Origin of the sequence: Paenibacillus sp. NRS-1760, assembly GCF_050467785.1 — a bacterium.
GTDB lineage: Bacteria > Bacillota > Bacilli > Paenibacillales > Paenibacillaceae > Pristimantibacillus.
The window spans coordinates 268,101-282,809 of the sequence record NZ_JBITPK010000020.1; the positions used below are offsets into that span (position 1 = coordinate 268,101).

General features: G+C 37.9%; 14 protein-coding genes and 1 pseudogene. 12 read left to right on the forward strand and 3 right to left on the reverse strand.

All coding sequences use genetic code 11. From position 1 onward, the window contains the following. Nucleotides 1-23: 23 nt before the first annotated feature. Complete coding sequence (nudK, locus tag ACIFSR_RS28075; RefSeq protein WP_430061611.1) at nucleotides 24-974, reverse strand: GDP-mannose pyrophosphatase NudK; 951 nt, start codon at nucleotides 972-974, stop codon at nucleotides 24-26. A gap of 19 nt (nucleotides 975-993) precedes the next feature. Further along, complete coding sequence (locus ACIFSR_RS28080; protein ID WP_430061613.1) at nucleotides 994-2,196, reverse strand: MerR family transcriptional regulator; 1,203 nt, start codon at nucleotides 2,194-2,196, stop codon at nucleotides 994-996. 264 nt (nucleotides 2,197-2,460) lie between these two features. Between ACIFSR_RS28080 and ACIFSR_RS28085 the strand changes: the two genes are divergently transcribed. Next, on the forward strand, nucleotides 2,461-2,805 hold the full coding sequence (locus ACIFSR_RS28085) for a hypothetical protein (RefSeq protein ID WP_430061615.1): 345 nt from the start codon (nucleotides 2,461-2,463) through the stop codon (nucleotides 2,803-2,805). Between the two features lie 332 nt (nucleotides 2,806-3,137). Here ACIFSR_RS28085 and ACIFSR_RS28090 read toward each other — a convergent pair whose 3' ends face one another. Then, nucleotides 3,138-3,788, reverse strand: a complete 651-nt coding sequence (locus ACIFSR_RS28090; protein WP_339203906.1) for a transcriptional regulator — start codon at nucleotides 3,786-3,788, stop codon at nucleotides 3,138-3,140. Nucleotides 3,789-4,226: 438 nt separating this feature from the next. Here ACIFSR_RS28090 and ACIFSR_RS28095 point away from each other — a divergent pair, with 438 nt between their 5' ends. From ACIFSR_RS28095 to ACIFSR_RS28145, 11 genes and pseudogenes are all read left to right on the forward strand, one after another. Then, nucleotides 4,227-5,177 (forward strand): SDR family NAD(P)-dependent oxidoreductase, encoded by a 951-nt coding sequence (locus ACIFSR_RS28095; RefSeq protein ID WP_339203905.1) that lies wholly within the window; start codon nucleotides 4,227-4,229, stop codon nucleotides 5,175-5,177. Nucleotides 5,178-5,448: 271 nt separating this feature from the next. Continuing rightward, nucleotides 5,449-6,003 (forward strand): GNAT family N-acetyltransferase, encoded by a 555-nt coding sequence (locus tag ACIFSR_RS28100; RefSeq protein WP_430061617.1) that lies wholly within the window; start codon nucleotides 5,449-5,451, stop codon nucleotides 6,001-6,003. A 1,065-nt stretch (nucleotides 6,004-7,068) separates the two neighbouring features. Next, entirely contained in the window at nucleotides 7,069-7,686 is a 618-nt protein-coding gene (locus tag ACIFSR_RS28105; RefSeq protein ID WP_430061619.1) for an alpha/beta hydrolase, read from the forward strand. A 125-nt stretch (nucleotides 7,687-7,811) separates the two neighbouring features. Next, complete coding sequence (locus ACIFSR_RS28110) at nucleotides 7,812-8,789, forward strand: phosphotransferase enzyme family protein (protein WP_430061621.1); 978 nt, start codon at nucleotides 7,812-7,814, stop codon at nucleotides 8,787-8,789. Between the two features lie 491 nt (nucleotides 8,790-9,280). Next, a complete protein-coding gene (locus ACIFSR_RS28115; protein ID WP_430061623.1) occupies nucleotides 9,281-9,937 on the forward strand; it encodes a DUF4085 domain-containing protein in 657 nt (218 codons plus the stop codon). Nucleotides 9,938-10,100: 163 nt separating this feature from the next. Then, the gene (locus ACIFSR_RS28120; RefSeq protein ID WP_430061625.1) at nucleotides 10,101-10,463 is read left to right on the forward strand and encodes a DUF4440 domain-containing protein; all 363 of its coding nucleotides are present in this window, start codon (nucleotides 10,101-10,103) and stop codon (nucleotides 10,461-10,463) included. A 170-nt stretch (nucleotides 10,464-10,633) separates the two neighbouring features. Next, nucleotides 10,634-11,323 carry a CPBP family intramembrane glutamic endopeptidase gene (locus ACIFSR_RS28125; protein WP_430061627.1) on the forward strand — a complete coding sequence of 230 codons (690 nt, stop codon included), beginning with the start codon at nucleotides 10,634-10,636 and terminating at the stop codon, nucleotides 11,321-11,323. Between the two features lie 247 nt (nucleotides 11,324-11,570). Next, a complete protein-coding gene (locus ACIFSR_RS28130) occupies nucleotides 11,571-12,047 on the forward strand; it encodes a UPF0158 family protein (protein WP_430061629.1) in 477 nt (158 codons plus the stop codon). A 214-nt stretch (nucleotides 12,048-12,261) separates the two neighbouring features. After that, nucleotides 12,262-12,990, forward strand: a pseudogene (gene hisJ / locus ACIFSR_RS28135) (histidinol-phosphatase HisJ); the annotation flags it as partial. A 64-nt stretch (nucleotides 12,991-13,054) separates the two neighbouring features. After that, the gene (locus ACIFSR_RS28140; RefSeq protein WP_430061631.1) at nucleotides 13,055-13,870 is read left to right on the forward strand and encodes a hypothetical protein; all 816 of its coding nucleotides are present in this window, start codon (nucleotides 13,055-13,057) and stop codon (nucleotides 13,868-13,870) included. A 145-nt stretch (nucleotides 13,871-14,015) separates the two neighbouring features. Beyond that, entirely contained in the window at nucleotides 14,016-14,447 is a 432-nt protein-coding gene (locus ACIFSR_RS28145) for a hypothetical protein (RefSeq protein WP_430061633.1), read from the forward strand. The last annotated feature ends 262 nt before the right edge of the window (nucleotides 14,448-14,709 follow it).

Here is a 14,709-nt window from a genome sequence, read left to right on the forward strand (position 1 = left end):
AGCATCAATCCGCAGCGCGATGGCTAGCTTAATACTGGAATTTCAGCGAGATTGTAATATATCTTTTTCCCCTTGGCTACAGCTGTGCTTACCATTTCATCGGCTCCCTTGGACGGTCCTCCTATTCGAAGAACGGCGTCGCAATGGGATAACAAACGAGTGGAGGAAGGGTGGAATATCCGTTCGAAAATCTCATCCCCGATGCGTTGTGATCCACTGGTTTCGATGAGAGGGAGGGCGTACCATTCCCCAAGAACAGGCATATGTCCCATCTGATAAACGCTTAGAGCTGCTTCATTCATCAACTGCATATTAGCCTTGATCAGCACCGGATCATCACCAGTATTGGAGCGGTAAGGACCTGCTATTAATATATGCTGTGGCTTGCTGATAGGCTGATGCAGCCCATGCAATTGAGCATATTGGAGAAGCATAATTGTTTTTGCATCTCGTATTTCACCATTTTCGACCATGCTCAGCGCCTGCTCAAAAGATAACTCCAGCACCTCGATTTCTTCCTGTTCTTGTTCTACGCCACCACCTTGACCTGTATGCATATGCGAGGTATATTCAGCAACAAAAAAATATAAAATTTCAGTGACGGACCCAGGGGACATATAGGCTTCCCCAATCTTTTGCACATTCGTTACTTTATATCCGGTTTCCTCTTCTGTTTCACGGCGAATACAATCCTCAGGTGAATCATTATCCAGTAATCCTGCGCAAGCCTCAATAAGTATCCCTGTCTCATTTCCATTAACATAAGTCGGCATTCGAAATTGACGAGTCAAAATTACGGTTTGTTTCTCCCGGTTATAAAGTAAAATTGCAGCACCGTTGCCGCGATCATACGCCTCCCGAGAATGAGTTTCCCAGCTGCCGTCACGTTTTTGGTAATTGAATATTATTTTTTTTAGAAGATACCAGTTGTCAGATAAAATCTCTTCTTTCACGATTTGAATATTAGGTGTCATAAGTATCTCTCCTAATTCTCTATTGTTTTTTGCCATAAAAGAACCCGGAATCTTTCGTAATATAGAGGCTCCCTTTTTCTGTGATTTTAGCCTGTAAATAAGTTTTGAATTGGTCGAGCTTCTCACCAACAAGAATCTTTCTCGCGTTCATCGGCGTTGATGTAATGTACTGAACAAGAGGCAGCTCATGATCAATCAGCATATAATCCTCAAACCGGATCTGTTTAATCTCCATAAAAAAGTTATGCAGCATCTCACTCCCATTATCCAAATGGAATCGTTCCATCACAGGGTCCAACACCTGAATATTCGGATCAAAAGCTTTAGTTAACTGTTCTATTTCTTGCAAATGGCTCTTGCTCATCGTTGAGGCGTACACGTGTCCGCCAGGCTTTAGAATTCGGTGCATTTCTGATACAGCTTGGTTAATATCGAGCACATGATAGAGCATGTGATTGGCAATTACGATATCGAATTCATTATCGTGAAATGGAATAGCCTGGGCGTCGGCAAGCAGAAATTTAAACCTCCCGCTATGTCCACCTAAAAGAACCTTAGCCTCATCAAGCATACCTTGCGATAGATCCGTAAGCGTAACACTCCAGGTTTCGGGAATAAGGTTTGCATTTCTACTCCATAAGGCAGCGTCTCCGCATCCAAGTTCCAGCACTTTTAGATCGGGAAGAGAGCCAAGATGCTCAAAGAACCACCGATGCCATCCGATTTTGTTCCAACTAAACTGGTCATAAAGCCGGATTCGCGTCTGCAGGCGAACGGCATTATAGTATTGCTCACACCATTCTTTTTCCTTATGTATTGACTGGATAATGCTAGCCAAACCTTCCCAATTCAATTCCTCACCTTGATCATCAATCATAGCCATGGCTTCATCAATGGTTTTGGATACGTCCAGCATATGAGCGATTTTGTGTTGGATGATGTCTTTTTGCAGCTTTAACGAGCTCCTGAGATTGCGCTCAGGCTGCGTTTCGTTAAACATAATTTGACTAATTTCTGATAGCGATAATCCGATGAACTTAAGCATCTGAATTTTTTGCAGCCGTGTCATATCATCTTTACTGTATAGACGGGTTGATGAATTGTTTTGTTTGGCAGGCTTTAACAATCCGATTTTGTCATAATAGCGGAGTGTTCTTATCGTTATTCCTGTTCGCTGTGCGAGCTGACCCGTTGTTAAGAATGGGCTTTCCAGTCTCCTCAAGCACTCGACCTCCCTCATCATTTCAAGTATATTTGGTGACGTTACGTCACCTTCAAGCTTTATTTTTTTGATTTTTTTTAAATAGTTGTTGTTCCTATGAAATAAGTTTTAAGATTCTTCCTAATATAAAACAAGTATATCAGGGAAATTTTATTATTTGTCTCAATTAAAGCTTGACCTTGAAGTATATTTCAACATTTATGCTCTATCTTATCAATTACGGCTATCCATAATTGAAGTCTGAGATGAAGTTGGAGGTTATGTATGATGCGAGTATTAGAGGTAGTTGTTATTTTGGTCATTATTGCAGTCACGGTGGGAATCCTATTTGGCAAAAGGGAGCGGCGGCTGAATGCATTGTTATGTATGTCCTTAGTGTTGGTTGTATTATTGCATGGAATAATCGATCATTTTCGCATACAGATGGTTCCGGCCTATGCCGCTGTGTTGATGCTTATCATTGTATTGGTCATTAGATTGGCTAAGCCGCAGAGCAAAGTCCGCACTAAGCGTTTGTTAAAAAACAGTCTGCTAACTGTTGTCGTAATTAGATGCCACTTCTTCGGTAGGAGTGGTTTTTCTTTTTTATACCGAATATTTTGCGGATAATCTCGCTTTTTTTGACTCGAGGGGTAGTGTCTATCATTGTTAACGGACATGAGATCCGCTAATTTTGAATTTTAGTGGGTTTTGACATTTTAACGGACATGAGATCCGCTATTTGTGCTGAAACACTCAAAAAGACTCGATTTATAGCAAATAGCGGAACCTATGTCCGTTAAAATCAAAAAAAGAGCTAAATCCATCAAATAGCGGAACCTATGTCCGTAACACCCGCCACCTAAGCTGCTTTTTCTGTCACAGTAAGAACTCAAACACCCCACGTAATTTTGACTATCACCGTCACATTACCCACTCTCATGCTCCTACGACGTATAACGTTACAATCGAATTTTAAAGGTACGGCAACGTTGGTGGCCACTTGATACCTCTAAAAGTTGGAGTTCAACGAGTTTGTACAAAATACGCCTTGCATGTCGATCACTTACTCTGAGATGCTCAGCGAGTTCTAAGGGAGTTATTGGTCGGAGCAAACGTTGTGCCAGTCGTAATGTTTCCGCTTCAGAGCTCATTAGCTGTGAAGGCACATCTGAAGAAATAAATTTACCTATGAAAGCAAGAACGAGCTGCTGGCATTGTTGCGGTTCGTCCGTAATAGAAGGGTAAGCAACAGGCAGCAGCATCCAACCGTCAAGAGCTAACAAACAATGCCTTCTACACAAATCTTTAAATCGTCTTACATCAAGATCTCGAGCATGGGACGCATATCCTTGAATCTCAATTCCACCTTTTGCGGCACCTGGCATATAGGCAAGATCCAGATATCGATAGCCATTATTGAAATCGCGAACTTCCCATTCAGGCAGCAGATGATCAAAATGTCCGACAGCAGGGAACCATACTGATCGTAGAAATTCAACTGTTCCGTGGCCAAGTCCCTTATTGAGCAATTCAAGTCTTCTATGATTACTCTCTGAATCAATATTGGCTTGTAACCATTCCTTATATTTGTGATCAAATTGAGATGCCATAACTTACACTTCCCCTCTACAAAATAAAAACGCCGCTGTCATACAAACACTCCCAAACAGGAATGGTTGTATGACAGCGGCGTGTTCTTCACGACCTATGTTGTCAGTATATCGTCAGCTGACTATTTCATCAATAGCCGTTATTTCTAATATTCATAAGTGTCTCATAGTTTTTGTAAGATGCACTATTAATTGAAAAAATACGATATATTATTGATATACAGCTTGAGTAACACACCCAAACAATTGACATCTAATCAATTTTTCTCAAGAACCCAACTGATAACGCAGCTTATAAAATCGAAACAATTCCTTCGCACCATAATATCATCAAAATAGAGAAGACATAACTGTGTAAAAGCACTAAAAGCATTTGTTCAAGCGCTTAAGAATCAAATCTTGAAGGGTAACCGTAAAATATCCAATAGGAGGTTCGGCATGAAAGCTAAGATTGTTATTATAACAGGAGCAAATTCGGGGATCGGAAAAGCAGCAACGCTGAAGTTTGCAACCGAAGGATATCATGTTGTCATGGCTTGCCGCAATTTGCAGATTAGTAGACCTGTGCAACAAGAAATCATACTAGCAGCAAACAATGTTAATGTAGATTTGATGGAGCTGGATATTTCATCGTTTGATTCTATTCGTTTATTCTGCGCTGCATTCAAAGCTAAATACTCACGTTTGGACATTTTAATACATAACGCAGCTTACTTAAATCATGGAGAAAAGCAATATAAGCTTAGTCCTGAACATATTGAACTGTCTTTTGCTACAAACACATTTGGTCCCTTCTTAATGACTAATTTGCTGACAGACCATCTTCAAAAATCGCAGGACCCGAGAATTCTTAATGCCTGTACGACCAATATTAAAAATTTCTTCGATCCCAAAAGAAAAATTGACTTCGATAATTTACGCGGTGAACTGCAAAACAAGCAGCGTTACAGTGTATATAAGATGTACGGAGACTCCAAAATGGCGTTATTGATATTAACCTTCAAATTAGCTGAACAATTGAAAAGCAAGGGAATTAAAATCAATGCGCTTCAGATCAACCGAGTAAAATTATCAAAAGAAACGATAAGCAAACTTAGCCTATTTTGGAAAGTGCTTGCTACGGCTCAAAATTTAACGAATCCGCTACCAGCCGGCATGGCAGACAATTATTTTTATATCTGTACTTCAGATGAATTCCGCGATGTAACAGGCCAGCTAATTAACCACAAGCGAGAGATAGTTGCACCATCCAAAAGCGAAAAAGGTGTAGAGCAATTGAAAAACATATTTGGTTCGGGAAGCTATCCTAAATACGCTATCGATACTGAAAATTCGGCGAAGCTATGGGTTTTAAGCATGGAGCTGACTAGTAATTTTTATGAGTCGTAAGCACAACAGGAGTAGCAGAAGTTAGAAGAAAATAAAGTTCTAGACTGAAAAACATAGTGTTAGACTAGGAAAATAAAATTTTAGACTGAGAAAATAAAGTATTAGACTGACGATGCGACAATGCTTCATTAAGCTAAAGGGCAGGATAGTTGGGTGAATTATGTCATCCCGACATTGTGAAGAGCCTAACAACTGAAAAAAATTGAAAGTAGCAGGAATAGGAGGTTTAATATGGAACTTTCTCTATTACACATTTTAAGGAGGTTAACAAATGAGTTTTAATGAATCGTTTCAAGAATTTCCTATTATTGAAACAGAACGATTTTTATTAAGGGAACTTCAACCGGATGATGCGGAAGATTACTTTAAATATTTTTCTGACCATGAGGTAACAAAGTTTTGGGGATATGATAGTCCAAAAGATGTTAAAACAGTGACAAGCACCTTTGTACGTTTTAGTAATGCATTTAAAAGAAAAGAAATGATTGTTTGGGGGATATCTTCCAAGGAAGCCAATAAGATTATCGGCACATGTATACTAGGTAACTTTGTTAGAGGTTCAATGGCAAATATCAGTTACAACCTGTCTCGAGAACAATGGAAACAGGGTATCATGATAGAGTCTTTAGGAGCTGTAATCCCCTTTGGGTTTAATAATTTAGGATTGCATCGTATTCAAGCTACAGTAATGCCTGAAAATAACGCATCAATAAGCTTGTTAGAAAAATGTGGTTTTAAGAAAGAGGGTCTGTTAAGGGAATACTCTTTTGGCACATTATTTACCGATACCCTAATGTATTCTCTCCTAGCTGAAGAGCTTAATTAAATTCATTTTCTAATTTTCCGTTGTTGCCTTATTAAACTAAAGGAAAACGATAGTTAAAAACAAAATGGAGCAGTTGCAATCGGCAGCTACTCCATTTTTTATTACGCTATACCAGCCAATAGTTTGAGAAATTTTTAAGTACCCTGTGAAATGGAAATCGTACACATAATAACAGCTATTCCCTGGAGTTTAAGCTTCAGGACAAAAATTGCAGCGGTTGACCGTGCAAAATGGTTATGACTAGGCATTCGTATAGTCAAGTAGTTATTCACCTACATAGTATAAGATACACTTTCATGTAATATCATGAATATCTTCCGTTAGGAGTGATGTTATGGTTCAAATGCGAAATATAGGACCCATGAGACAACCGCCGCAGTCACCTCCTCCCGCATTCATCCCGCCGAAACCCGCTGTTTCTTATATCGTCGACTGCGTTTACCAGTACACTTATATTTGGCTTAGGTCTGGCGAGAACTTCTGGTTTTATCCGTCATCTGTCGATATGGACGGTGTTGCTGGTTATAGATGGAGCGGATCATACTGGTACTTCTATGGTATCGATCCGCGATTCATCGATGCCGTATCGTGTCCTCCGATTCCTACCCTTTTCTGATCACTAAAATCAGAGTGCCAGTGGTACTGTTTACTCACCGCGCTCTGTTAGTGATACTTAGGACATCCTCGAAAATAAAATATAATCCAGCGCTTTTGGCTCGCCCGATGTTGCCTCCAAAATGCGTTTCTGCGAGACGGTAGGGGACAATCGGGAGGCACTCAATTTGCTGCGCTGGCGGGGTTTGCAGAGTTTCTAAGTGTTGAGCCACTGAATAACAAGGTGGAGAAACCTTCAGAAGTAGCCAGTATCATTTTTGAAAACAATCTCTTACCTCGTTGAACTAACGGTATAACGATAGTTGAAGACTAAAAGGGCTGCCACTTGACAGCCCTTCGTCGTTACGCTAACGGACAGTTTTGTATACTAAATTTGTGAGCGAGTTGGGGAGGGGATAAGTGGATGGATATTGAATGTATTACCAAATAACTTGTAAAGAGGTGTTGTGGATGCAAGTTGAAAAGATTATTTTACACTCTAAGTGGGGCAGGGATATTTCTCACAAACACATAAAAAATGATAACCCCTCAGTTGCTGTGTTTTTCCCTGGGCAGAATTACTCATGTGAATTACCTCTTTTATACTATACGGGCAGATCCGCATATGATGCGGGCCATGATCTATTAATGCTTGAATATGGCTACCAATCTGCGAGAACCGCTTTTGAAGAAGCTAAAGTTGATCAGTTGATTCATGAATGCTACACCTCAATAAACCAGATAATTAATGATTATAATGATGTCGTATTTGTCAGCAAAAGTCTTGGAACGTACATAGCTGGTAAGACAGCTGAATTAATTAAAGAAAGATCGATAAGACACGTGTTCTTAACACCTATAAGATCAACAATCCCGATAATTGAGAAATTTGGTGGATTAGTTGTAAGCGGCACAAAAGATCCAGTTTTTCATGAGGATGATATTGAACATATCGAAGGATTTCCAAATACAGAAGTCCTTAGAATAAAAGATGCAAATCACATATTAGAGGTAAGCGATTTGCATCAGTCTTTAAAGATATTGAAAAACTTAGTGGAGGTATCTAGTGGGTTTTTCAATCATAAATAGTTCACAAGATAGTCATTAAGCTAACGGGCAGGATAGTTTAATTATAGACGTTTTTTATTGACCGAAATCAATTGATTTCGATTAGAATAAGATCAAATTACTTTCGGAGGGTGATAAGGAATAATATGATTAAGAAGATCAAACAGCTATTCAATCAAGATATATTGAGACAAGCAGCAGAACGTTATGGTATATGCGAAGACTCAGTGATTGAATTAAATGGGTTTCAAAACTTCGTATATTCTGGATTGGTCGGAAATCGTGAAGTTATTCTAAGAATTGCCCATATCACACATCGGAATGAAATATTAACGAAAGCGGAATTAGACTTTATCATGTTTTTGGCGGAGTCCGGTGTAAAAGTAGCTAGACAGATTCAGTCTTTAACGGGTGATCTTCTTCATACAATTGATGCTGCTTTTGTTGTGACAGCCTTTGAGAAAGTCTCTGGCAGAAATGCAAAAATTGCCGAGGAAAGCAATACTTTTTATGAGAATATAGGTCAATTTGTTGGAAAAATACATAAGCTTTCACTTCACTATCCCCCTCAACATTTACGGTATGAATGGAATGACAATGCTTTATTAGCTTCATTTAAAAACTATTGTCCGTCAGAATTATATAGCAGTTTCGACCGTTTAATTGGGGAAGTTAGCGCTCTTTCCAAGGATAAAGGTACATACGGCCTTATTCATGGGGATGTCAGCTGCGGTAATTATCTAAATGATGGGGATAAGGCCAATATTATCGACTTTGATGAGGCGGAATATAGCTGGTTTGTGTCTGATATTGCTACACCTTTATTTTATGAAATCCCTATCCCATGGGTTGTGGATGGAGAGGTAAGAAAGGAGATTACAAAGCGTTTTTTTTCCAACTTCTTAAACGGCTATTGTAAAGAAAATACTGTAAGTCAAGAATGGTTAAAGAAAATACCTTTATTTATCGATTTAAGACAAGCTAGAGTTTTATCCGCACTATATAGAAGCAGAGATTTTAATGCTTCTGATTGGAGCGAATGGGATGAACAAGCTCGACGCTTCTACTATTTCAACTTACTGAATAACACACCATATATTGATTTGGACTTTTCGCGAATGTAAAACTGTTTATTCCGCTAACGGGGAACGATAGTTGAATAATACACATTGATGAGTAGGTGCTACGGTAGCCTGCTCTTTTTATTAAGCTAACGGGCAGGTTAATTTAGGATGTATGTGTTAAAATAAGGATAATTAAATCTAAGCTATATGACTGAGTAGCAACCAGTAGTGATTATAGTGATAATTAAAATTGACGGTTATTTTCTAAAAGTTATGCTCACAGGTAAAAAGTGTTCTAAACAACAATTAAAACAAAAGTATCTTAAAGCAAAAGCATCTACATCTGAAATAAGAGACCTCGCTAATGTATTTTGCAGGCTTCACAACTTTGAACACATCACTTATGACAGTGATATTGAGGTTGAATATGTCGTAGATACTGATACTGATAGAATTTATTCACCCTCCTATTAAGCTAACGGGCAGGTTAGCGCAACAAAACAAATATACAAGCCGTATATTTAATAAGCGAACTATACTAGGGGGAACCAATGAAATCTTTCACTAAAGAGTCGTATGAAGAGACGCAGATAAGAAGTTTTTTGATTTTTCATAAAACGGAAAAGGATTGGGAAGACGACATTGCTTGGTATGAATCTGAAGGTTTGAATTTCAAAGAAATTTGTAAGAACAGCTTGGAGGATAATAGAACTGATTTACTCAAATTTCTCCCAGCATACTTTCATCCCTATATTCAAAACGGAACGCTAAAATCAGAATTTCCATCTGAAGAACTTAGAAAAATGGCTGACCAATGGCTATTGGAGTATGATGAGAGAGTGAAAGCAAAAGGGATTGCGTATCGGAACTACTATAACTCCATAAAAAGTTTATTACCCGAGAATGTTATTCAGTTGTACGAGAAGTCCTTACATGATGCACAGATAACCTCGATTGAGCAGCCTTTGAAAGACACGTTTATCATGACATTGGATTGTAGAGGCGGCTATCATTATTTAACGGATATCAGGATAACCTTTACGGGAGTACAGAATATTCAACCTACTAACTTAAGCGTAGGAAGTGGCTGGCTTTATGATGAAGTTTACCTCACAGATACTGGTTTTGAACTTCATGTGTTATTAGATGGTCCTTTAATGGAGTTCACTATATCTGCTGAAAACGTAAATATTGAGGTTATTTCATAATTCATTGTTAAGCTATCGAGATACGATAGTTCAATAAAAACACAGAAGCAGCCGATCGCAATGGTCGGCTGCTTCATTACGCTAACGGGCAGGATACTTCCAATATGTGTTAATATAGTAACGGTTGATTTATAAGTTAAATTCCTGCCGAGGAGAATGTAGGGTGGAAACAAAACACGTTGATTTAATCAAAAAAGAACTATTAAGACTTGAAGAGATGTTACTATCACCAGAGATACGTACTTCAGTTAAGGAACTCTCAATTTTGCTTGCAGAGGAGTTCTTCGAATTTGGAAGTTCGGGGAAGGTATGGCGAAGAAAAGATGGGCTAGACTCTAATGGAATTGGTGTCGTCAAAATGCAACTAAGTGATTTCGGTATTCATCCATTATCTGAAAATATAGTTTTAACTACATACAAAATATTTAATGAAGAAAAAAGGCAACATTCGCTACGTAGTTCAATTTGGAAATATGAAGATTCAAAATGGCAAATGGTATTCCATCAAGGAACACCAATCACTTAAGCTAACGGCGAACGTTAGTTGAATAGTACATAACGATGAGCAGGCGCTGCGGTAGCCTGCTCATTTTATTAAGCTAACGGGCAGGTTAGTTTAATAGAAAGGAAGTATATTGATAGTCAATAAAATTGATCGTTGAGTTGTATTGTATAATAAATGAAGGGGTGATAAAGATGCTTTTTTTAACCGCACTTTTACTAATAATTGCTGTAGGTTATCCAATCTGGGATTATTTTCATATGAAAAAGGTTGAACAAAATCTTGTGAATAAGCAGAAATTGTTCATTGGAATTATGATTACTCAATGGTTACTGGTCATAATTGTATTTGTCTTTTGGGTAATTACACAACGTTCCCTAAACGACTTATTTTTTCTTGATAAACCCTTATTTCCTTTTCAACTAGAATTTTTATTGGCTGCTGGATTAGGAATAGGTATATGTATTGGAATGTTTACTTTGATTCTTGTCTTTTCAAAAAAATTAAGAAAAATATTATCTGATGCTCTATCTGATGAAAGCATTCAATTTTTGTTACCCTCAACAATTAAAGAACGTTTACTTTTTCTCTTAGTAGCTATTACTGCAGGAGTCTGCGAAGAAATCATTTTCCGAGGAGTGGTAGTATATTATTTAAATCATCTTCCATTTGAACTGTCTGTCATCACAATTGGTATTGTTTCTAGTTTGCTATTTGGAATTGTACATTTATATCAAGGTTGGAAAGGGGTATTACTTACTACCTACTTAGGTGCTATTTTGTTTCTTCTTTTCGTGGGAACAGGCGTCTTATGGATTCCAATCGTCTTACACATTATTATTGATGCGAAATTTGTGTTTTTGCCAAATAAAAAGATGCCGTAAAATTAATTAAGTGAGTATTTGTTTGAACTAACGGGGAACGATAGTTGAAAAGTCGTAGCCATAGCAATGGCAGTCTAGATCTTTATTTCGCGTCCTAGTTTGCTGCTGTTGCTGCGGATTTAATTTGCAAAGTCTGATGATAGTTGAGGACGAGTTACATGCTTAAAAGCAGCTCCTCTATAATTTATTTTGGTAATTTGAATAAACTGTTTTGTAGAAGGAATCTCAATGAAAGGACAGATGTGAAATGGAGAGAAAAGCAACAGTAAAATTAGATGATCTAATTACTGAAATTGAAATTCAAATGGATGAGACCCTAACATACATAAACATCCAGACAGGAGAAGTAATAACATTATCGAGAGAAGAGATGAGAGCGGCAGAAGATGAAGAGCTGCTTGACAATTATCCGGATTGGGAACGAGAGAACATTGAACAAGCCATAAAAATTATAGAGGATGAAGACGAGGTTTACCTCGATTTCACATTAAGAAACGAGTTCCATGAGTATGAACTAATAGAAGAATTTATTGAGACATTAGACAAAGCAGAGGTTCGAGAAAAATTGTTTGGAGCTATTCAAGGAAGAGGAGCATTTAGAAGATTTATAGATGGAATCATTGAACATGACGTCGAAAGACAATGGTATGAATTCAAAGAAAAAAAGGTGAAGGAATTAGTTATGGAATGGTGTAAAGAGAAGGGTCTTGTAATAGAGGAATGAAGTGTTATTTATTTGGAGGATAAACATGGCTTTAGACAATTAGATATCTCTACAAGAGTCAAACCGTCAGTCAATTTGTATAAGGAGGAACCTTCATTTGAAATGGGACGGTCATACCCATACCCCATACTGTCATCATGGTAGTGGCACTTCACAAGAAGAATATTTAGAACGAGCGATTAATTTAGGATTCGAGCGTTAGACGCTCAGTGAACATGCCCCTTTACCATTGAAGTGGATCGATGATGCTTCGTTATATAAAAGGCTAGCAATGCCTTACAGTGAGCTTTTTCTGTACATCGAACATGCCAAGCATTATAAGCAAGAATACAATGGAAAGATAGATGTTGCTGTTGGTTTAGAGCTAGATTACTTACCAGGTAAACTTGATTTCACTGAAAGAATAATAGATGACTTTGATCAGGATTTAGAAGACATTATTTATTCTGTGCACTATATACTCGGTATGGGTGGAATGAGATTAATTGATTACCGACCAGATTATTTTAAAGAATATATATTAAAGCATTACGGAACGATGGAGAAGGTTGTTGATGAGTACTACAACTATATTGAAGAAGCAATTGAGTGGATCTCCCAATTCTCTATACGGAAAAGAATTGGACATATTAATCTAATTGAAAAATTTAAAACCGTCTTGCCTGAAATAGATGAAGGGCAAATCAAAGATCGCATGGAGAAAATTATTCCTCTCCTCCTTAGAATGAATGTTGGACTTGATGTGAACACGGCAGGATTAAGGGTAGATACATGTGGGAAAGCGTATGTACCTGAATGGTTCCTGATTAAATGTAGGCACCATGGGGTTTCGTGTATATACGGGTCAGATGCCCATTCTCCAGATCACTTAGGGATTGGATGGGATTGGTTTGTGGAGCTAGAGCACTACGCTAACGGGCAGGAAACTTCCAATATGTGTTAGTATGAGAAGATTAGGAGCCAGGATTGAAATAGGAATCATTGGTTATATAGGAGCGTGTATACGGTTGAATGATCGACTATTGTTTTATGAAGGGTTAAAGGAGAATATCGAGCGAACGGAGGAAAGGAATCGGATAGATCTGAATGAAGGATACTCAATCGACAACCACTTTTTTTTAGGACTTTATGAGTTTCGAGGATTACTAGGTCCGTTATATGAGAATGGCGAGCTCAGTAAACTGGCAGATTATTTTGAGTTACTTGGGACAGCCAATCGTAATTTATATCGAGACCATAATAAATATTTTTGGTGGATTTATCCACCTCTTGTCTGGTTGCTGTGCAGCTCTTTCTACAACTATCGTACTGGCAGAAGTTCTTATGCGGCAAACTTAGCTCACTTCAACTATTCCTATATGGAAGAGGTAAAGCCCGGCTTAACACATGGTTTTACCAGAATAGAAATTGGTCTCACTGAGCGAGGATTGTTCGAAGAGTTGATGGGTTATTTTTCATTACTATTTGATCCGAATAGATTCATTTCCCATATGAACGAAGCTAAGATATTATTCGAACAACACATTCAACTTCGTGAAGAAACATCTGCTAACTCAAAGATTGAAGACGACGAGGGCCTTAGTGATTCGGGAGGAATCGACGAACAAACAATCGTGAATGAATTCTCATTTAGTGAGGCAAATCAACCTTTTGATATTGCGCTCATCCTCTGCTTTGAGATTAATGAGTGTACCTATTGGTTCAAAGAGCGAGAACAAATCTTTGATCGACTGAAGACTTTCTTCACTGATCCACCAGATTGGAGCGCAATGAAGAAACCGTCATTAAACATATCACAACTTCACTTGGATCCTGATCAATAAAGTCGTTAGGCAACGTTCTAGAGGATTAAGCTAAAGCGAATCGTTAGTTTAACGCACCATGGAGTAGTTTGCGAACGCAGCTGAATGACCCAGCAGAAATAGGCGTTTAGGTCGTGTATCATATTTTGAAATGAGGAAAATCAGTATGGAATACAAACAAGTTGATATTTATGTTTACGGTAAAAGAATTATTATGATTGCTAAGGGAATTATTAATAAGTGTGGAGGAATTATTGCAAACATTGATGTAGTAAAGGAGGTTGAAAATTCTAACAGTGAGGAACAAATTGAGTCAGCGCTTGAATATGTATTTCAGAAATGCCATTCTCTAACTCCCGTGGAAAACGACATCACTCCGCTTGAGAAGTATTTAGGAGTAAAAGGCTATGAAAAAGCAATAAAAGGGAAAAAATTAGTTATATACTCATGTGATAGGGAAGAAGGTTATTCTTTAACTCCTACAAAGAAGCAAAAAGGTTTTGATTTTTTAGATGATAAAAAAATACATTTAGGTCATGAAATTATTAAAGGTAATCTAGCAAAAGCCTTAAGAGAAGCAATTGAGAATTCAAAGTAATGAAAACCACATGTGAGTATTGTACTGTTCCTTAAGGTTCCGGAAACTCGGAATCTTTTTGTATTGAGGAAAATTGCAGTGGGCTGCGAGAAATAATTAGTGTAGATACGAAATAGGAATATCCTTCGAGGGAGGTACATACGCTCGGCTCTATACCTCGTTCGAAAAGGGTTCTTTTGGTTGAAGGAAATTCGCTAAATCATTAAGCTAACGGGCAGTTTAGTTCAACATCCTTTGCAACTGCATTTAATGGTACATTCAA